We start from the raw sequence: 17,921 nt of genomic DNA, 5'->3' as shown, positions 1-17,921 counted from the left end.
TCAGAATGCCTGGAGGCTAGATTCCTTTCCGCATCCTCACCTCTGTTGAGGCAACATGCGTTCAGCAGTTCGGTCACCACCGCAGCGACTCCTTCCTTCGCTACTCGAGATTCCTCGTTGGATGGAGGTTAGCGGACTCGAACCGCTGACATCCTGCTTGCAAAGCAGGCGCTCTACCAACTGAGCTAAACCCCCAGCAGTCAAGTCCTGCCTGCTCAGCAGGCGGTGAATGGGCCATCCTGGACTTGAACCAGGGACCTCACCCTTATCAGGGGTGCGCTCTAACCACCTGAGCTAATGGCCCAGGAGTACTTACCCTTGTGGGGTGACCTAGACAGAGTTCAGGAACTGAAACCACCATCACCATCGATCAGAAGTCTCCTTCTCATCATGGCAACCTGGCTTGAGGTACCGATCGACCTTCGAGATGACAGGACATCGGCCGGATCACAGAATGGATCCAACAGCAATGTCTGGTTTGTCTCCCTGTTAGGAGGTGATCCAGCCGCACCTTCCGGTACGGCTACCTTGTTACGACTTCACCCCAGTCATCAGCCCCACCTTCGGCGTCCTCCTCCACAAGGGTTGGAGTAACGACTTCGGGCGTGGCCAACTTCCATGGTGTGACGGGCGGTGTGTACAAGGCCCGGGAACGTATTCACCGCAGTATGCTGACCTGCGATTACTAGCGATTCCTCCTTCACGTAGGCGAGTTGCAGCCTACGATCTGAACTGAGCCACGGTTTATGGGATTTGCTAACTCTCGCGAGCTTGCTGCCCTTTGTCCGTAGCATTGTAGTACGTGTGTAGCCCAGGATGTAAGGGGCATGATGACTTGACGTCATCCACACCTTCCTCCGGTTTATCACCGGCGGTCTCGCTAGAGTGCCCAACTGAATGCTGGCAACTAACGACGTGGGTTGCGCTCGTTGCGGGACTTAACCCAACATCTCACGACACGAGCTGACGACAGCCATGCACCACCTGTCTCTGCGCTCCCGAAGGCACTCCCTCGTTTCCAAGGGATTCGCAGGATGTCAAACCCTGGTAAGGTTCTTCGCGTTGCATCGAATTAAACCACATACTCCACCGCTTGTGCGGGCCCCCGTCAATTCCTTTGAGTTTCACACTTGCGTGCGTACTCCCCAGGCGGAACACTTAACGCGTTGGCTACGACACCGAGGGGGTCGATTCCCCCGACACCTAGTGTTCATCGTTTACGGCCAGGACTACAGGGGTATCTAATCCCTTTCGCTCCCCTGGCTTTCGTCCATGAGTGTCAGTGATGGCCCAGCAGAGCGCCTTCGCCACTGGTGTTCTTCCCGATATCTACGCATTTCACCGCTACACCGGGAATTCCCTCTGCCCCTACCACACTCTAGCCCTGTAGTTTCCATCGCTTAAATGGAGTTAAGCTCCACGCTTTAACGACAGACTTACAGGGCCACCTGCGGACGCTTTACGCCCAATAATTCCGGATAACGCTTGCCACTCCCGTATTACCGCGGCTGCTGGCACGGAATTAGCCGTGGCTTATTCCTCAAGTACCGTCAGTTCTTCTTCCTTGAGAAAAGAGGTTTACAGCCCAGAGGCCTTCATCCCTCACGCGGCGTTGCTCCGTCAGGCTTTCGCCCATTGCGGAAAATTCCCCACTGCTGCCTCCCGTAGGAGTCTGGGCCGTGTCTCAGTCCCAGTGTGGCTGATCATCCTCTCAGACCAGCTACTGATCGTCGCCTTGGTAGGCCTTTACCCCACCAACTAGCTAATCAGACGCGGGCCCATCCTCAGGCGAATTTCATTTCACCTCTCGGCATATGGGGTATTAGCGGCCGTTTCCAGCCGTTATCCCCCTCCTGAGGGCAGGTTCCCACGCGTTACTCACCCGTCCGCCACTCACCCGAAGGTGCGTTCGACTTGCATGTGTTAAGCACGCCGCCAGCGTTCATCCTGAGCCAGGATCAAACTCTCCGTTGTAGATCAATCCCTCTTGAATCCACTCACACTTGCTTGCACAAGCACAATTGGTCCTCAGACTGATTTGCAATCACCCAAATCACTGATCTCTCAATCAGCCTTCAGTTGTTGCCCCTTCGCTGACACAAAGGTTTCGAGAGTGCTATCTTGATACAATCTCCATAGCTTTCCAGGATCTCAGATCCGGTTTGCCGTCCCATCGCTCGTCACTTTCGACAGCCCTCGGTCGTGAGAACCTCAGGCCATCCAACATCGCGATGCTTCAGCGTTGTTCTTTGACGGGACCTCACACCTTCACTGCTCGTTCATCGTCTCCCTCCGGCCGGCTCTCGCCTCCTTCCCTCCACCCGGTATCGACTGATACGCGAGGCTTTCGGAATCGCTTCTACAGTCACCTGCAGTTGCTTCCTTCAGGGACGACGCAGTGAAAGCGTCAGTTCCTAAACTCTTTACTTGTCCAGGTGCTCCCGCTTTCGGTCCCTCTCGGAACCTCGCGGGCTCGTCGTCTCGCGACGACTTCTGAAGCCTACACCATGGGGGACCGGAGTCCTTTTTGGTTTCGGCCTGCGTAACTGAGGGCGTTGCCTCCGCCGCGCAGTTCAAAAATTTAGCACAGCTCCCTGCCTCTCCACCAGCCGGTCTGCATACAAGGGGATCCCCAGCCCCACCCTTCACCGCAGACACCAGTGCTACTAAGGGATACAGGCTGACAGCCCAGCCAACTGCGTCACAGCGGCGATCGTCGGGCCGAGCATCCAGAGTCAGTCTTGAAACAATCGGCAACCAGGGCGGCCTTCCGAGCGGGGACCTTCCGCGTTGGGAGCCTGCTGCTGCTCACCCTTCGGCCCAGGTCCTGACTTGAATGCTGCCGGCTTCTCTTGCTGAGCTTCCGAGGAAGTAGCTTGCGGAACCTGGGCGATTCAGGCCATGGCGACCTGTGATGACTGGGGCCGAGAAAGCGACTGCGGTCTTCGCCCCCGATCCTCGCCGGGGGATCGGGATCAGCACCACTCCCATGACCAGCGGATCCTGCTGGATTCAGCAGACGGCCAACACAACTGGGGAGTACGCCTGCACAACAAAAAAGCCGCGGCATCAGCCGCGGCTACTGGGAGATGGGTTGGGAGAAGGCCCCTCCAAGGCCCGATAACTCAGAAAAGACCAAGGGTGAGGGACTTGTCGATCGGCAGAGCAGCGCCGATACCCAGGTAGATGGTGAACAGAGTGCCGAACAGGAAGACCGCCATGGCGATCGGACGACGGAACGGATTCTGGAACTTGTTGAAGCTCTCGATGAAGGGCACGAGCATCAGACCCAGAGGAATCATGGTCTGCAGAGCGATGCCGAGAAGCTTGTTGGGAACCACCCGAAGGATCTGGAACACCGGGTAGAGGTACCACTCGGGGAGGATCTCGAGAGGAGTGGCGAAGGGATCGGCCCGATCACCCAGCATGGCCGGATCGAGGACAGCCAGACCGACGAGGCAGGCAATGGTGCCGAGGATGACGACCGGGAAGATGTAGAGGAGGTCGTTGGGCCAGGCGGGTTCACCGTAATAGTTGTGGCCCATGTCCTTGGCGAGCTTGGCCCGCAGCTTGGGATCGGTGAGATCAGGCTTCTTGAGGATGTGCATGGCTGGGGGGGCGTGATGGGAAGCGTAGGGCGGTTCGACCAGATCTCGTACCGATCAGAGGGGACCGGAAATACCTTGCTTGCGGATCATCAGGAAGTGGATGAGCATGAACACCGCCAGAAGCCAGGGCAGGACGAAGGTGTGAAGGCTGTAGAAGCGGGTGAGGGTGGCCTGGCCAACGCTCTCACCGCCACGCAGCAGCTCAACCATGAAATCGCCGACGACGGGAACGGCAGCAGGGACACCGCTGACGATCTTGACGGCCCAGTAGCCAACCTGATCCCAGGGGAGCGAGTAGCCGGTGACGCCGAAGGAGACGGTGATGACGGCCATGGTGACGCCCGTGACCCAGGTGAGCTCACGGGGGCGCTTGAAGCCACCGGTGAGATACACGCGGAAGACGTGCAGGATCAGCATCAGCACCATCATCGAGGCGCTCCAGCGATGCACCGAGCGGATCAGCCAGCCGAAGCTGACATCCGTCATCAGGTACTGCACCGAGTTGTAGGCCTCCACCACAGTGGGCTTGTAGTAGAAGGTCATCGCGAAGCCGGTGGCGAACTGGATCAGGAAACAGACCAGCGTGATGCCACCGAGGCAGTAAAAGATGTTGACGTGCGGGGGCACGTACTTCGCGGAGATGTCATCGGCGATCGCCTGGATCTCCAGACGCTCGTCGAACCAGTTGTAGATGGGGTTCTTGGCGTCAGGTGCGGCAGGAGACGAGTTCGCCATGCAGCGTGGGGCTTTGGTTGCGAGAGTCTACCGACCGTCTCGACCCGCCCGTGAGCCCCTCCGGCCCCCCGTTTCCCCCCGCTCAACCGTTTGCAACAGGGCTCTGCGGCCGGATCCGGACTCGGCAGCCCCGTCGGTTCGGGTTGAACCTCCGCTGCGGCTGGGCAGCCCTGCTGACCATCGCCCTGCTGCTGGGGCCTGCCATCCGACCCGCCCTGGCCCTGAGCGACGCCCAACAGCTCGTGGTGGAAGCGTGGCGGCTGGTGAACCAGAGCTACGTCGACCCCGACCAGCTGGAACAGATGCACTGGCGGCAGGTGCGACAGAAGACGCTGGAGCGACCGATCCTGAGCTCGACGGACGCCTACGACGCGATCGAGTCGATGCTCACCCCCATCGGCGATCCCTACACCCGATTGCTGAGGCCCGCTGAATTCAGCAGCCTGCGCTCGAACACCCGAGGCACCGTCAGCGGCGTTGGACTGCAGCTGGCCCTGCGCGACGGCCAGCGGATCGTGGTGATTGCCCCTCTGGAAGGCTCACCCGCTGCTGAGGCCGGCATCCTGTCCGGGAGCGAGCTGCTCTCGGTGGATGGGCAACCCTGCACCGAGCTGGGGCTGGAAGCCACCGCCGCCAGGCTGCGTGGCAGTTCCGGCAGTGAAGTCCTGGTGAGCCTTCGACCACCGGGAAGCGGGAAGCCGCGAGAGGTGGTGCTCAAACGCCGGGACGTGGACCTCAGGCCGGTGCGCACCGCCCGCCTCCAGCGGGACGGCCACAGCCTGGGACTCCTGCGCATCACCCAGTTCAGTGAAACGGTGCCCCAGCAGGTGCGCGAGGCCCTGATCTCCTTCAGCAGCGACGCACCGAAGCAGCCGCCGATCGAAGGGCTGCTGCTGGACCTGCGCAACAACTCCGGTGGCCTGGTGCAGGCGGGACTGGCGGTGGCCAACACCCTCCTGGATGGCTGCACGATCGTGGCCACCGAAGACCGCGGCGGCCTGCAGGACATTCAGCAGGCCGGCCCTGGACAGCTGTTCGACGGACCGATGCTCACCCTGGTGAACGGAGGCACCGCCAGTGCCAGTGAAATCCTGGCGGGGGCCCTGCAGGACGACGGGCGCTCCGCCCTGGTGGGCAGCCGCACCTTCGGCAAGGGACTGATCCAGACCCTGATCCCGCTCGGGGATGGCAGCGGCCTGGCGGTGACCGTGGCCCGCTACCTCACCCCCGGCGGCCGCGACATCCAGAACCTCGGCATCGAGCCGGATCTGCCGCTGCAGGGTCCGGAGCCGCTGAACCCCGGCGGAGCCGACGACCCCTGGATGACGCAGGCTGAGGACCTGCTGGTGGAGCGGATCCTCCAGGGCGACGCCCCATGAGCCTGCGCACCTACCACGACCCCCTGCATGGGGCGATCCGGCTCGATCACAACGACCCCGCTGAGGCGCTGGTGATCGACCTGATCGACACCGCGCCCTTCCAGCGGCTGCGGCGCATCCGCCAGCTGGGCACCGCCTACCTGACCTTTCAGGGGGCCGAGTCCAGCCGCTTCACCCACAGCCTCGGCGTGCTGCACATCGCCCGCCTCGCCCTGGACCACCTGGTGCGGCTGGCCCCGGAACTCGCCACGCAGCGCAGCGCCCTGTATGCGGCCGCCCTGCTGCATGACATCGGCCATGGCCCGTTCAGCCACTCCGGCGAGGAGATGTTCGGACTGCGGCACGAAAGCTGGTCCGGCCGGCTGATCCGTGAACATCCGCAGCTGCGGGACCGGCTGGAGGCCGAACGGCCCGGACTGGCCGGCGAGGTGGCGGACCTGCTGGAGCACGGGCGTCATCCCTGCCGCGCCATCGCCGCCCTGGTGAGCAGCCAGCTGGACTGCGACCGGCTCGACTATCTGCTGCGCGACAGCCACAGCACCGGCACCAGCTACGGCCAGCTGGATCTGGAGCGGATCCTGGCCTCGCTCACCCTCGCCCCCGACGGCCAGCTGGCGGTGCACCCCAAGGGTCTGATGGCGGTGGAGCACTACCTGGTGGTGCGCCACCTGATGTATCGCTCCGTCTACAACCACCGGCTGAATGTGGTGAGCACCTGGCTGCTCTGCCGCGCCGTCGCCGTGGCCCGCCGGCTGGGGCCCGACCATGTGCCGGCCGATGGCCCCATGGCCCGCTGGCTCTGGCAGCAGGGGGACCTGGACATCGACGGCTACCTGGCCAACGACGACATCCGCAGCGGCTACCACCTGCTGCGCTGGCGTGAGGAGGGCCCGCCGGAGCTGGCCGATCCGTGTGGCCGGCTGATGGACCGCCGCCTGCTGCGGGCCGCGGATGTGAGCACCTGCAGCAGCGGCGAACGGCTGGAACTGCTCGCCCGGGCCCGCAGCCTGGCCGCGCGTGCAGGGCTTGATCCGGAAGGCACCTGCGCGCTGCAGCAGCGCTCCAGCCGCGGATACCACTCCTACAAAGGCGGCCTGCGGCTGTGGGATGGCCAGGACCTGCGAGCCCTGGAACAGCGCTCGCCCCTGGTGGAGACCCTGGCCCGAAGCCAGCAGAGCGCCTGGCTGATCCATCCACGCGAGGTGAGCGAACCACTGGAGCGGGAACTGAGGCAACGGGAACCGCCTTCGGGCCAGGGTTCCGGAGCGGGGCCCCTCTCCTTACCCTGAATCCACTGATCGCCCAGCGATGGCCGCCTCCCTGATTCCAGGCCTCCCCGCGGGTCAGCCTCACCGGCTGCGGCTGCCGGAGCTGCGCAGCGCCTCGACGCCGATCGAGGAAGTGCGCTACTGCCTGGGGAACACGCCGCTGCGGGGCGCCGTTGTCCTGGAGGCCGGCGAATGGTGGCTCAGGCTGCGGGAGCTGCGCGCCATTCAGGACCTGCTGGAACGCCAGGAGCTGGTGCTGCAGCGGGTGGCAGCGCGGCGTGCGGAAACGCTCGTGGCCGCTGCCGCCCTGGGGCTGGAAACGGAAGCCGGCAGCGACCTCACCCCGACGACGTCGACGGCAATGCCTGGCGACCTGACGATCCACCGCGGCACCCTGCGCTCCGGCGACCACCTGCAGAGCGAAGGTTCGGTGCTGCTGCTGGGGGATGTGAATCCCGGGGCCCGGGTCAGCGCCGCCGGTCACGTACTGGTGTGGGGGAGGCTGCGGGGCATGGCCCACGCCGGCTGCCATGGGGATGCCCAAGCCTGCATCACGGCCCTGCAGCTGCGCCCACTGCAGCTGCGCATCGCCGGGGCCGTCGCCCGCGGCCCGGAGGAGGCTCCGGAGGCCGGCCAGGCGGAGGAGGCCAGGTTGGTGGATGGCGAGATCCGCATCGATCCGGCCTCCCCGGTCTGGCCGCTGCCCAGCTGAACGTCAGCGGTTGATCACCCCGAAAGCGCCGAGCACACCCGCCACGGCCATGAACCAGAGGGGGGAAATGCGAGTGCGCAGCATCAGGATGCAGACCACCACCGACACGATCACTCCAGGGGTGTTGGTGTCGGCGGTATGCAGGATCTTGAGGCCGACGGCGAACAGGATGCCGAGGGTGATCGGCCCCATCGCCCGCTCAAACGCGAGCCGCCAGGGCGAATCGCGCATCCGGTTCCAGCTCAGGCAGGCGACGACCATCACCAGCGTGGAAGGCAGCAGGATCGCCGCCTCCGCCGTGAAACCGCTGAGCACCCCCCAGAACGGGCCCTCCTTCCAGGCGGCTCCGAGACCCAGCAGGCCCACGATCATCGAACTGGGGCCTGGGGCGGCCTCCGCCAGGGCATAGATGTCGGCGAACTGGCTGGAGGTGAGCCAGCAGTACTTGCTGACGCTGAGATAGTGATATTCGCTCAGCAGCGTGTTGCCACCCCCCAGCGAGAACAGCGACAGGCTGAGGAAATCCCAGATCACCGCCACCAGATTGCGCCAGTCGCCGAGATCGGTGGCCTGACAGGCCCTGGCGACGTCACCGCTCAAGGCGGCCTCAGCCTGGGTGCCGGTGGTGTGCAGAACAGATGCGGCAGCCAGGAGGGAAGGGATCAGGCTCACGGCTTCTCCTCAGCCGCCGGCATCGCCTGGCCCCGGCGCGGCCAGTACCAGGCCATCGCCAGGGGACCGGCAATCAGCACCAGTGGGACCAGCCGCACATGGAAGAACTGCATCGCCACGAAAGTGGCCGCCGCCAGGAGCAGAGCGACGGGATCCTTCCAGTACTGATCGAGGATCTTGAAGCCCATCGACAGGGCCATCCCGGCCGCGGCGGCGACCACACCGGCCAGCACCCGGTCGACGGCAGGCAGCTGATGGACGCTGAAATAAAGCACACCGAACCCCATCAGCAGACTGAAGGGAACAATCAACATGCCGGCCAGAGCAGCCATGGCTCCACGGATGCCATGGAAATGGGCACCGATGTAGACCGCCATATTGATCTGATTCGGCCCTGGAAACAGGCGCGCCACCGTGAGCCCCGTGAGGAACTGCTCGTTGGTGAGCCAGCGGTGCTGCTCGACGACGATGCGCTGACTCCAGGCCGAGAGCCCACCACCGAATGCCGATAGCGCCACCTGCAGCATGCCGATGAACAACTGGCGGTAGCTCGGTGGTGGCGCGGAAGCGGGCGAGGCGGCCTCAGTCATGCACGAAATGGGGATCGGGCGGCAGCTCACCGTGCTCGTGCGCACTGGGATCGAGCGGATCGGGGGCCCTGTACTTGCTGGCCTGATCCCAGTCGGACTGGAACACGTCCTTCATCCGGCCGACGACTTCCGGGGCATCGCATTCAATGCCCAGCTCGCGGCGCACATCGAAGGCGCTGCGATCGATGTTCATCGATCCGGTCTGGGCGAAGTGCCCATCGACGAGAATCAACTTGGCATGCAGCTTGAGATGCTTCTGCCGGCGGATCTTCACACCGAATCGCTCCATGATCCGCAGCGAGGAGAAGGTGTCGTAGATGTCCCAGTCGCTGATGCCATGCTTGCCGCCGCACAGCACCCGCACCTTTACGCCCCGATCCCTGGCGCAGACGATGCGCTCGAGGATCACCGCGTCGACGAACTTGGGATGCTGAATCCAGAGGGTCTCGCGGGCAGCATCGATGATGCGGGCCATCTGACCGCGGCTGTGGGCGCTGCTCCAGACCAGCCCGACGGAAAGCTCGGGCTCGAAGAAGCGGCGATGCCAGTCAGCCTCAAAGCCGGCGATCACCTGGGCGACGACGGCAGGGTCATGGGAGATGACGCCGTAATCGCGGGTCTGGGTGAAATATTTGTCAGACAGATTGAAGGTGGCGATCAGCGCCGCCTCACGGTCGATCACGATCGACTTCTCATGGGTGACCGGGAAGGCCTCATGGCTCCAGGCCACCTGCAAACCCCATTTCTTGCACGTGGCGTAGGCCTCGTCATTCCAGCGGTCGCCGCCGGAGGTGTGGGGATTGAGCATCACCCGCACCTCAACGCCCCTCTGATGAGCACGCTCAAGGGCCTGCAGGATCGCCTCGGACTGCAGCTTGAACTGCTTGAGCAGCAGCTGGGTGCGTGCGCCATCGATCAGATCGACCACCGCCTGCGCCCTGTCATCCGGCATGACCAGCAGACGCTGGTGTGACGGGGGGGCCAGGGTCATCGATCCGACGCACAGGAGAACGGCCGTTCTAGGCGAGGCAGCAGGTGCTGTCGAGTCGCTCCGGCCACCTCATGGTGGTCCGGCCGCAATCGCCCGGCCTCCGGACGACTGGCCTTAGTCTGCGGCGACGCCTTACGCCGCCGTGTCGTCCGTCTCCGCCCGCACCATCGTCATCTGCTCCGGCAAGGGGGGGGTCGGCAAGACCACCCTCACGGCCAACCTTGGGATCGCCCTGGCCAGGTTGGGGCACAGGGTGACCGTCCTCGATGCCGATTTCGGCCTCCGCAATCTCGACCTGTTGCTGGGTCTGGAGAACCGCATCGTCTACACCGCCCAGGACGTGCTCGGTGAGACCTGCCGGCTGGAGCAGGCCCTGGTGAAACACAAACAGGTGCCGTCACTCACGCTGCTGCCTGCAGGCAACCCGCGCATGCTGGAGTGGCTCACGCCGGAGGACATGCAGCGCATCGTGGCGCTGCTGGCCGCCCGCGCCGACTATGTGCTGATCGATGCTCCTGCCGGTGTGGAGCAGGGATTCCGCAACGCCGCGGAGGCGGCCGCCGAGGCCATTGTGGTGACCAACCCGGAGGTGTCGGCGGTGCGCGACGCCGACCGGGTGATCGGCCTGCTGGGCACCATGAATGTGCAGCCGGTGCAGCTCGTGCTCAACCGGGTGCGCCCCAGGATGGTGATGAACCAGGAGATGCTGTCGGTCGATGAGGTGAGCGACCTGCTCGCCCTGCCGCTGCTGGGGCTGGTGGTGGAGGACGAGCAGGTGATCGTGTCCACCAACCGCGGTGAGCCACTGACCCTCAAGGACAATCCGTCTCCCGCCGGCCGCGACTACCGCGACATCGCCCGCCGCCTCTGCGGCGAGAAGGTGCCGCTCAACGACCCCACCCGGGAGCGCCGGGGCCTGCGGGCCCGGCTGCTGCACAAACTCAGGACCACCACCGGATTCTTCTGAAGGCGATGACCCTGCTGGACTACGTCAACCGCCTGCTGGGCCGCCAGAAACCCAGCGGCGCCACCGCTCGCGAGCGCCTGCAGCTGGTGCTTGCCCACGACCGCAGCGACCTCAATCCGGAACTGCTGGAGCAGATGCGCCGCGAGATCCTGGCGGTGGTGCAGCGCTACGTGGAGATCGACCTGGACAGCTGCGATGTCAGCCTGGAAACCGAGGACCGGGTGACGGCCCTGCTGGCCAACCTGCCGATCAAGCGCACGCGGCCGCAACCCCTGCCCGTCGAGGGTGATGCCGAAGCAGGAGCGGAACCGGGCGCGGCTGCGGCAACCGAATCAGACACTCTCAACGCTGACGGCGAGACAGCCGAGGGCAACGCCAGCAGCGATCCGGCCGTGGCGCCCCTTCCGGGTTGAGCCCCCGTTCCATCGGCGACCGAAGCCGGGAACACTCAAGGCAGCAGACCTGCCGCGATGCGTCTTCGCAGCCCCCAGTTGTCCAGCCTGCAGCCCGCGGCCTTCACCCCGTTGGGGACGATCACCCCAGCGGAGGCCAGGGTGCTGGCGTTGCTCCGCCTGGGGGAGAGCAACCGGGGAATCGCCCAGGCACTCGTGCTCAGTCCGCGGACTGTCGAAAGCCATGTCTCGAGCCTCCTGGCCAAGACCGGCTGCCGCAACCGCACTCAACTGACGCTCTGGAGCCAGGCGCACGCGTAAAGTGAATTGCCAGCCGGCTTAGCTCAGCGGTAGAGCAGCGCTTTTGTAAAGCGAAGGCCATCGGTTCAAATCCGTTAGCCGGCTTCTGAATGCGACGCACTCTGATCGGGCTGAGGGAGTGGGCCGCTCCAGGTGTTCAGCGCCTCGCCACGCTGGTGGATCTGCCTGCGTCGGCGTCGGTCGACATTGGCGCTGCAGCAGATCGTGCGTCCTCCGTGACCTGGCGTACCGGTCCATCCAGCCATCGTCATCGACCGCCGTTCAGCCGCGTCCCAGCTGCTGCAGCTGATTCTCCAGACGCTGCCGCAGCCTGTTCTGCACCAGGGCGCAGAGATCCTCCACCAGATCACCATCGGCATGCCAGATCGTGCGGACACCATCGCGCTCGCACCGCACCAGGCCGGCCCGCTGAAGCTGGCCGAGCTGGCGGCTGATGTGCGACTGGGAAAAGCCGGTGGCAGCAATCAGCGACGCCACATCCATCGGCCCCTGGCGCAGATGGCAGAGCAGCTGCAGCCTGGCCGGTTCACTCAGCAGCCGGAAGAACTGGCAGTACTCGTCCAAAAGCTGTGGAGAAGGCATGGTGCCCGGCACTGCCATCAACGGACCCGAATCTGATGGCTCATTCTGCCGAATCGGCTCCGGGACGCGAGAAGCGGCCGTCGGGGGATCCACAGCCGCTGACCGGATTCAGGCCCGAACCACCCGGTCCCGGCCCGCCTGCTTGGCCTGATAGAGCGCACGGTCGGCGCGGGCCAGCAGCGCATGCTGGTCTTCCCCCGGCTGCCAGCCGGTCAGCCCGATGCTGACCGTGATCGGAATGTGGAGCTGGTCATCACAGAGGGGCTGGGCGCGCATCGCCCTGCAGAGATCCCAGGCCATCCGCTCCGCCGCCTCCGGCTCGCAGGCTGGGAGGAGCAGCAGAAACTCCTCTCCACCCCAGCGGAAGAGCTGATCGCTGTGACGGATCCGGGCGGCCATCCGCTCACAGACAAGCTGAATGGCCCGGTCGCCGACCGGATGGCCCTGGCTGTCGTTGATGGCCTTGAAGTGGTCGATGTCCACCAGCAGGGCGGAGAGAGACTCGCCGCGACGCAGGGCTGCCTGTGTGAGGCCAGCGAACAGCGGATCGAAGGCCGTGCGGTTGAGCCGGCCGGTGAGCCGATCGGTGGTGGCGAGCTGTTCAAGGCGCCGCTGATAGTCGCCGATCGTGAGATTTGCCAGCCAGAGCACCACCAGGGTGATCAACAGCGCGATCAGCAGATTGTTGAACAGCGTGGTGAGGATGCCTCCCTGATTGGGGCCACTGCGCTGCAGCACCAGCAGCCACCAGTCCAGCTCGGGCAGGCGGCGGCTGTTGATGAAGATCTGCCCACCTCCATTGGCGTACTGAAACGCCGTGTTCGCCCGCGACAGGATGCGGTCCACATGGGGGCGCAGGCCGGGCAGATCGGCCAGGACCTTGGGCCCTGAGATGGCGTTGCCCGCGCTGGAAAGCAGGATGCGGCCCTGGGAATCGCTGAACAGCACCTCACTGCTGTAGCGCTCTTCCATGTGCCGCAGCAGGGAGGTCAGGGTGTTCACCTCGACGCCGATCCCGATCACGCCCAGCAGCTGTCCCTGCGGGCCACGGATCTTCTGATTGATGAAGGCCGTGACGCGACTCCGATCAGCCGTATCGCGATCGATGTTGATCTCGAATGGAGCCGGATGCTCTCGGAAACGGAAATACCAGGCGTCACGGAGGTCACTGCGGGACACCCGCTTGAGGACACCGTCGGGGTGGTAGTAGCGGCCACTCGACTCCGACACGAGAAAGGCCGTGGTGGCGCCGATCTCCCTCCGCACACCCTTGAGGTAAGCGATCACCTGGGCCGGATCCTGCTCGCCAGCCTCAAGCCACTGCTCCAGGAACGTGTTGGCCGCCATCGCCCGCGCCACCGCCACCTTCTGGAACAGCTGGCTCTCGAGCTCCGCATCGATTGTCTCGGCACTCAGGGGCAGGGTGGTTCCGGCAATCTGAGACTCGTTCGAGGCGCGGGCTGCCAGATAGCTGATCAGGGCGGAGCTGCCGAAACCAAGAGCCAGCAGCAGGCCAAGGGCGGGAAGCAACGGCATGCGGGGCAGCACCGCGATGCCGCTGCGCCACGGCACTCTCCGATCGGAAACGGCCGAGGCGCGTGGACGTCCCTACAGGCGTAGCCCCAGACGCGACTTCCACCCGGCCCATCGGCCCCGGCGCCCACCCCGGCCCGCCATCCGCAGGGTCTTCGCCAACGCCTGCACGACCGCCGGCCTCTTCTCCGCGGCGGGCACGACAGCCAGAGGGCTCATTCGATTCCCCTTCTTTCTAGAGGAATGGCGCGGAAGTCGCCATCGATGACGGTGATCCGGACACACGGGGAAGGGACCAGCTGCTGCGACCTCACCTGAACGGCCCGCCGTGTTTCTTCACGGGAGGCCCTCCAGAGTCTCCAGCAGCACCTGCCGCAGCCGGGGCCGTTGCAGCAGGGGCATCGCCCCCATCCCAGGCGCCAGCGCCAGCAGGCTGTCGGTGAGCCGGTTGGCGGCCAGGGCCAGCGGCAGAACAGCCGGGTGGGCACCGCGGCGGCCCTCATGGCGCCAGGGCAGGGCCGTGGCGTCCTCGAAGGAGGCCGGCAGGCAGACAGCTCCGCAGCGCCGGGACAGCAGGGAGAGAAACCGCTCCGCCAACGGGCCCTGCAGGGGATGGTGCAGCAGCAGCGGCGCCCCGGCCGTGTCCACCGAAGCCGCCAGCTCACGCACTTCCGCCGCCAGGGCCCGCTGCCAGAGGGGCCAGCTGCCCAGAAACGGCAGGCGCCGCAAGGGGAAGCGCCGTCTCATCTCCGCCGTGAGTCTGGGCAGATCCTGGCGGACATGGCCTCCGGGCAACAGCAGCAGCGGCACCAGCGTGGCCACCGGCGCCAGGGGCTCGGCGGGCGGGGGGCAAGGCAACCGCGGATCGGTGAGCGCCAGCAGCTGCACCGCCGCCCCGCGCCGCTGCTCCAGGTCGGTGGCCAGGGATTCCAGCTCGGTCGGGATGCGACCACCGGAGCGGCCATGCACCAGCAGCAGCAGCGGCGCGGCGGGCAGGGCAGACAGACGACGCCGCAGGCGCGGCTCCAGAGAGGGAGCGAGGGGGTGACGGCTGAGGCGCAGCAGGTCGGCTCGCGCGCAGGGCAATCGCGCCAGCAGATCAAGCGCCGAGGCGGCCAGGCCGGGATGCAGATCCCGGACAACCTCCGCCAACGCCTGACGCAACCGGTCTCGGGGCCATGCGCTCAGTCCGACACTCAGGGCCTCCAGGGCGGCCTGGCGCAGCGGCAGCGGCCCGGGATCGCATAGCCGGGCGCTGAGCAGGGAAAAATCAGTGGGATCGCGCTGATGACCAAGCAGAGGAAGCAGCAGGACCTGCCGATCGCCCCCCTCTTCGTTGAGAGCCTGACGCAGTCGCTCCGCCCAGCGGGGATCGCGACAGCCGCCGATCAGGGAGGGGATGGCAGCCTCGCCCGGCCACCGCGCCAACCAGCAGTCGAGAAGCCGGCAGGCCATGCCCCCATCGAGATGGGGGGCCAGGACGGCGATGAGGTCGGCCTGAAGGGAGATCTCCCCGAGCTCGATAGCCACCACCCAGCTCGCGGCGTCGAGGAGGGCCTGACGCCGGAGCCGCTGCAACGCCGCCCAGCGTCCCGGATCCCCGACCGGAGGCAGATCCGCCGGGGTCGGTGGCAAGACGGCAACCGGCGGTTTCATGGCGGAGGTTCCAGCCTGTGGTTTCACCATGGCAGATGTGGCGGTCGGTCATCGAAGTGGGACGATCAGCACCGGCCTGGGAACCGCCGGAGCTTCAGCACAAGAAGCTGAGGTCAGCGGCACGCACGCAGTGGAGGTGCCTGCAATGAAAGGCGAGGCACTGAAGTGGAGGGCGGCGGCTGATCGGACGCGCGAACGGTCTGACACGGGCCGCCTGGAGGCAGACGATCAGGCGATGGGGATGTAGATCAGGATGTGACCCCAGCACGACGAATCGATGCACTGAAGGGTGGTGACGACCGATGCCTTTCCTGAAGCCATCACATCCGAAGAACCGTCCCCTCCTCGATCGAGAGCAGTCCGTCGAACACGGCTCCGGTGAACTGCACAGGCGTGAGCTACGCCGGGCTCCGCACCTCCGGGACCGTCCCTGTGCGGACATCGAAGCCGGCGCTGGGTACAGCGGCCCGTAAGGAGCAGAAACTGGTGTTCCTGCTTCCACGACAGCTGGTGAATGCCGAGATCATCCACACCGACCAGGACCGAGGGAGCCGCTCTGGCAGGACGCGGCTGCTCTTGGGCGGGTCCCCGACCGGAACAAGGCGCTCCTGGATGGCGTCAGCGACCACAACGACATGCAAGTGATGGTGACGCTCGATCGTCGTCTGAAGATCCGGCACACCGCGAGCGGCCGTCGGTTCTTCTGGTTCATCTGGCGACGCGCGGCCGAGCTCCGTGGTGCTCCACCAGCAGCACCTCCAGCGCATCGACAAGCTGGCTGAGCGGCACCCCCTTGTGGTGCAGCTCAGCCAGCTTCGGCTCGGGCCCCATCGACCCGCCCAGATAGATCTTCGCCGCCTCGACCATGCAGCCGTCCTGGCGTGCCTTGGCCCCCATCAGCCCGATCTGTCCCATGTAGGGCTGACCGCAGGCGTTGGGACAGCCCGTCCAGTGCAAGCGGATACCGTGGGGCAACGACAGACGCGACTCCAGTTCCTCGACCACCTGCTGGGCCGTGGTCTTGGTGGGGATGAGAGCGAAGCTGCAGTAGCGATTGCCGGTGCAGCTCACCGCCTCCGCCATCAGCGGTCCGGGATCGCGGCGGAAACGGTGGTGCAGGGCGGGGTGATCCAGTTCAGCGCAGAGCGGTTGGAGCGACTCCTGCGGCACCGAGGCGATCAGCACGTTCTGGCTCTCGCTGAAGCGCAGCTCGCCCGTGCCGTGGCGCCGAGCGAGATCGGCCAGGGCGAACATGCCCTCGCCATCCAACCTCCCCATCGGCACGTTCAGCCCGACCCAGTACAACCCTGGCTGCTTCTGGGTCTGGATGCCACAGATGTCGCGCGGCGGACGGCAGACCAGATGGCTGCCGTCATGGGGGAGGGCCAGGCTGCGGGCCTGCTCACCGGCGAGCTCCACCAGCTCCTGCAGCACCTCTTCTCGATAGGCATCCAGGCCCATCGCCTCGATCAGATACCAGAGGCGTGTGCGAGTGCGCACCCTCCGATCGCCGCAGCGGGAGAAGTGGCGCACCAGCGCCAGGGTGAAGTCAGGCAACAGTTCCGCTGGAACCCAGACACCCAGTGGAACCGCCAGCTCATTGCGCTGGCCGGAGAAGAAGCCTCCGACCATCACACTGAAGCCCAGGGCGCCATCGACCTGACGACGGGCCGGCAGGAAGGCAAGATCGTTGTGGAGCAGGAAGCTGTCGGGGGCGCCGCCCACGGCCACGTTGAACTTGCGCGGCAGGTTGCGGGGCCCGTGCGGGCCGAGCAGGTTCGTCTGGATCGCGTCCACCAGCGGCCGGGTATCGACGAACTCCTCCGGGTCGAGGCCGGCCAGGGGGTTGCCGGTGATATTGCGGGGGTTGTCGTGGCCCGACTGGCGACTGGTCAGCCCCACGGCCGCCATCGCGGCCAGCAACGGCGGCATGTCCTCAAGGAGCAGTCCTCGCAGCTGCAGGTTCTGGCGAGTGGTGATGTCGGCACTGCCGTGCTCGCCGCACCGATCCACAACCTCGGCGAGGACCTCGAGCTGATCGGAGCGAATCACGCCGTTGGGCAGACGCAGTCGCACCATGAAGCGCCCGGGGGTGACGGGCCGGAAGAAGATGCCCAGCCACTTGAGCCGGATCGTGAGCGTGGCCTCATCGAGAGTCTCCCAGCCCTGGGCGGCTAGCTCCGCCAGCCGCGGCTCCAGCTCCAGACCGCAGAGCTCGGCTTTGGCCTGCTCGATCTTGCTGAGCGGCGGCTGGTTGGGCGCCATCGAGGCTGGGGGCGCATCGGCGGGAACTTCGGAGCGATTCATGGAGTGGCACGTCAGGACGCTGGAACTTCACCCTGCCCAGGCCGCTCCTAACGAATGGAATGCGGTTGGGCCCAGGTCAGCGTCAATGAGAGCTACGCCGCCGGGAGCGGATTGAATGCCAGGCCGAGCTGATGACCGCGGCAAAGACCTGACGTCACTTGGGCTCCTTTGACAGGAGACAATCTGGATTGTGCAACCCCGTTATTCG

The 17,921-nt window shown here is 65.4% G+C and carries 14 protein-coding genes, 3 tRNA genes, 1 rRNA gene and 1 pseudogene; 7 read left to right on the top strand and 12 right to left on the bottom strand.

What is annotated here, in order from left to right:
* Window positions 1–122: 122 nt before the first annotated feature.
* The 5 genes from H8F25_RS15850 to petB form a co-directional block, all read right to left on the bottom strand.
* Window positions 123–195 (bottom strand) — tRNA-Ala (locus H8F25_RS15850).
* A 35-nt stretch (window positions 196–230) separates the two neighbouring features.
* Window positions 231–304: transfer RNA gene (locus H8F25_RS15845), tRNA-Ile, on the bottom strand.
* A 185-nt stretch (window positions 305–489) separates the two neighbouring features.
* Window positions 490–1,974 (bottom strand): 16S ribosomal RNA (locus H8F25_RS15840).
* Window positions 1,975–3,125: 1,151 nt separating this feature from the next.
* Window positions 3,126–3,608 (bottom strand): cytochrome b6-f complex subunit IV, encoded by a 483-nt coding sequence (gene petD, locus H8F25_RS15835; RefSeq protein ID WP_197211228.1) that lies wholly within the window; start codon window positions 3,606–3,608, stop codon window positions 3,126–3,128.
* Between the two features lie 54 nt (window positions 3,609–3,662).
* Window positions 3,663–4,343, bottom strand: coding sequence for a cytochrome b6 (gene petB / locus H8F25_RS15830; protein ID WP_197211227.1), 681 nt, complete (start codon window positions 4,341–4,343; stop codon window positions 3,663–3,665).
* Window positions 4,344–4,486: 143 nt separating this feature from the next.
* Here petB and ctpZ point away from each other — a divergent pair, with 143 nt between their 5' ends.
* From ctpZ to minC, 3 genes are read left to right on the top strand one after another with little or no spacing between them, the layout of a single operon-like run.
* Complete coding sequence (ctpZ, locus tag H8F25_RS15825) at window positions 4,487–5,722, top strand: carboxyl-terminal processing protease CtpZ (RefSeq protein WP_370525765.1); 1,236 nt, start codon at window positions 4,487–4,489, stop codon at window positions 5,720–5,722.
* Window positions 5,719–7,011: an HD domain-containing protein gene (locus tag H8F25_RS15820; RefSeq protein WP_197211225.1), complete on the top strand. Its 1,293-nt coding sequence runs from the start codon at window positions 5,719–5,721 to the stop codon at window positions 7,009–7,011. Before ctpZ ends, H8F25_RS15820 begins: the two co-directional genes overlap by 4 nt.
* Window positions 7,012–7,030: 19 nt before the next feature.
* On the top strand, window positions 7,031–7,702 hold the full coding sequence (minC, locus tag H8F25_RS15815; RefSeq protein ID WP_197211224.1) for a septum site-determining protein MinC: 672 nt from the start codon (window positions 7,031–7,033) through the stop codon (window positions 7,700–7,702).
* A gap of 3 nt (window positions 7,703–7,705) precedes the next feature.
* On the opposite strand, the gene H8F25_RS15810 is transcribed toward minC, so the two are convergent.
* The 3 genes from H8F25_RS15810 to H8F25_RS15800 are packed head-to-tail and all read right to left on the bottom strand — an operon-like array spanning window position 7,706 to window position 9,955.
* A complete protein-coding gene (locus H8F25_RS15810) occupies window positions 7,706–8,374 on the bottom strand; it encodes a chromate transporter (RefSeq protein WP_231596906.1) in 669 nt (222 codons plus the stop codon).
* A complete protein-coding gene (locus tag H8F25_RS15805; protein ID WP_197211223.1) occupies window positions 8,371–8,964 on the bottom strand; it encodes a chromate transporter in 594 nt (197 codons plus the stop codon). The genes H8F25_RS15810 and H8F25_RS15805 overlap by 4 nt, the downstream gene beginning before the upstream one ends.
* Window positions 8,957–9,955 (bottom strand): phosphatidylserine/phosphatidylglycerophosphate/cardiolipin synthase family protein, encoded by a 999-nt coding sequence (locus tag H8F25_RS15800; RefSeq protein WP_197211222.1) that lies wholly within the window; start codon window positions 9,953–9,955, stop codon window positions 8,957–8,959. Before H8F25_RS15800 ends, H8F25_RS15805 begins: the two co-directional genes overlap by 8 nt.
* A gap of 142 nt (window positions 9,956–10,097) precedes the next feature.
* Between H8F25_RS15800 and minD the strand changes: the two genes are divergently transcribed.
* From minD to H8F25_RS15780, 4 genes and pseudogenes are all read left to right on the top strand, one after another.
* Window positions 10,098–10,922: a septum site-determining protein MinD gene (minD, locus tag H8F25_RS15795; protein WP_197211221.1), complete on the top strand. Its 825-nt coding sequence runs from the start codon at window positions 10,098–10,100 to the stop codon at window positions 10,920–10,922.
* Between the two features lie 5 nt (window positions 10,923–10,927).
* Window positions 10,928–11,191 (top strand): annotated as a pseudogene (minE, locus tag H8F25_RS18245) (cell division topological specificity factor MinE); the annotation flags it as partial.
* A 201-nt stretch (window positions 11,192–11,392) separates the two neighbouring features.
* Window positions 11,393–11,635: a response regulator transcription factor gene (locus tag H8F25_RS15785; RefSeq protein WP_197211219.1), complete on the top strand. Its 243-nt coding sequence runs from the start codon at window positions 11,393–11,395 to the stop codon at window positions 11,633–11,635.
* 12 nt (window positions 11,636–11,647) lie between these two features.
* Window positions 11,648–11,719 (top strand) — tRNA-Thr (locus H8F25_RS15780).
* 177 nt (window positions 11,720–11,896) lie between these two features.
* On the opposite strand, the gene H8F25_RS15775 is transcribed toward H8F25_RS15780, so the two are convergent.
* The 4 genes from H8F25_RS15775 to H8F25_RS15760 form a co-directional block, all read right to left on the bottom strand.
* Window positions 11,897–12,217: a helix-turn-helix transcriptional regulator gene (locus H8F25_RS15775; protein WP_197211218.1), complete on the bottom strand. Its 321-nt coding sequence runs from the start codon at window positions 12,215–12,217 to the stop codon at window positions 11,897–11,899.
* 108 nt (window positions 12,218–12,325) lie between these two features.
* Window positions 12,326–13,753 carry a sensor domain-containing diguanylate cyclase gene (locus H8F25_RS15770; RefSeq protein ID WP_197211217.1) on the bottom strand — a complete coding sequence of 476 codons (1,428 nt, stop codon included), beginning with the start codon at window positions 13,751–13,753 and terminating at the stop codon, window positions 12,326–12,328.
* Between the two features lie 333 nt (window positions 13,754–14,086).
* Window positions 14,087–15,406 (bottom strand): CbiX/SirB N-terminal domain-containing protein, encoded by a 1,320-nt coding sequence (locus H8F25_RS15765; protein WP_231596905.1) that lies wholly within the window; start codon window positions 15,404–15,406, stop codon window positions 14,087–14,089.
* Between the two features lie 708 nt (window positions 15,407–16,114).
* Window positions 16,115–17,713, bottom strand: coding sequence for a ferredoxin--nitrite reductase (locus tag H8F25_RS15760; protein ID WP_197211215.1), 1,599 nt, complete (start codon window positions 17,711–17,713; stop codon window positions 16,115–16,117).
* Window positions 17,714–17,921: the final 208 nt, after the last annotated feature.

It is taken from the genome of Synechococcus sp. CBW1004, from assembly GCF_015840715.1.
Lineage (GTDB): Bacteria > Cyanobacteriota > Cyanobacteriia > PCC-6307 > Cyanobiaceae > Cyanobium.
This window is presented reverse-complemented; position numbering and strand designations above follow the sequence as displayed.

What these genes read in the sequence shown, in the direction of transcription:
- minC (WP_197211224.1), top strand. Translation starts at nt 7,031, where the DNA reads ATGGCCGCCTCCCTGATTCCAGGCCTCCCCGCGGGTCAGCCTCACCGG.
- H8F25_RS15760 (WP_197211215.1), bottom strand. Translation starts at nt 17,713, where the DNA reads ATGAATCGCTCCGAAGTTCCCGCCGATGCGCCCCCAGCCTCGATGGCG.
- H8F25_RS15775 (WP_197211218.1), bottom strand. Translation starts at nt 12,217, where the DNA reads ATGCCTTCTCCACAGCTTTTGGACGAGTACTGCCAGTTCTTCCGGCTG.
- H8F25_RS15805 (WP_197211223.1), bottom strand. Translation starts at nt 8,964, where the DNA reads ATGACTGAGGCCGCCTCGCCCGCTTCCGCGCCACCACCGAGCTACCGC.
- H8F25_RS15765 (WP_231596905.1), bottom strand. Translation starts at nt 15,406, where the DNA reads ATGAAACCGCCGGTTGCCGTCTTGCCACCGACCCCGGCGGATCTGCCT.
- petB (WP_197211227.1), bottom strand. Translation starts at nt 4,343, where the DNA reads ATGGCGAACTCGTCTCCTGCCGCACCTGACGCCAAGAACCCCATCTAC.
- H8F25_RS15820 (WP_197211225.1), top strand. Translation starts at nt 5,719, where the DNA reads ATGAGCCTGCGCACCTACCACGACCCCCTGCATGGGGCGATCCGGCTC.
- petD (WP_197211228.1), bottom strand. Translation starts at nt 3,608, where the DNA reads ATGCACATCCTCAAGAAGCCTGATCTCACCGATCCCAAGCTGCGGGCC.
- H8F25_RS15800 (WP_197211222.1), bottom strand. Translation starts at nt 9,955, where the DNA reads ATGACCCTGGCCCCCCCGTCACACCAGCGTCTGCTGGTCATGCCGGAT.
- H8F25_RS15785 (WP_197211219.1), top strand. Translation starts at nt 11,393, where the DNA reads ATGCGTCTTCGCAGCCCCCAGTTGTCCAGCCTGCAGCCCGCGGCCTTC.
- H8F25_RS15770 (WP_197211217.1), bottom strand. Translation starts at nt 13,753, where the DNA reads ATGCCGTTGCTTCCCGCCCTTGGCCTGCTGCTGGCTCTTGGTTTCGGC.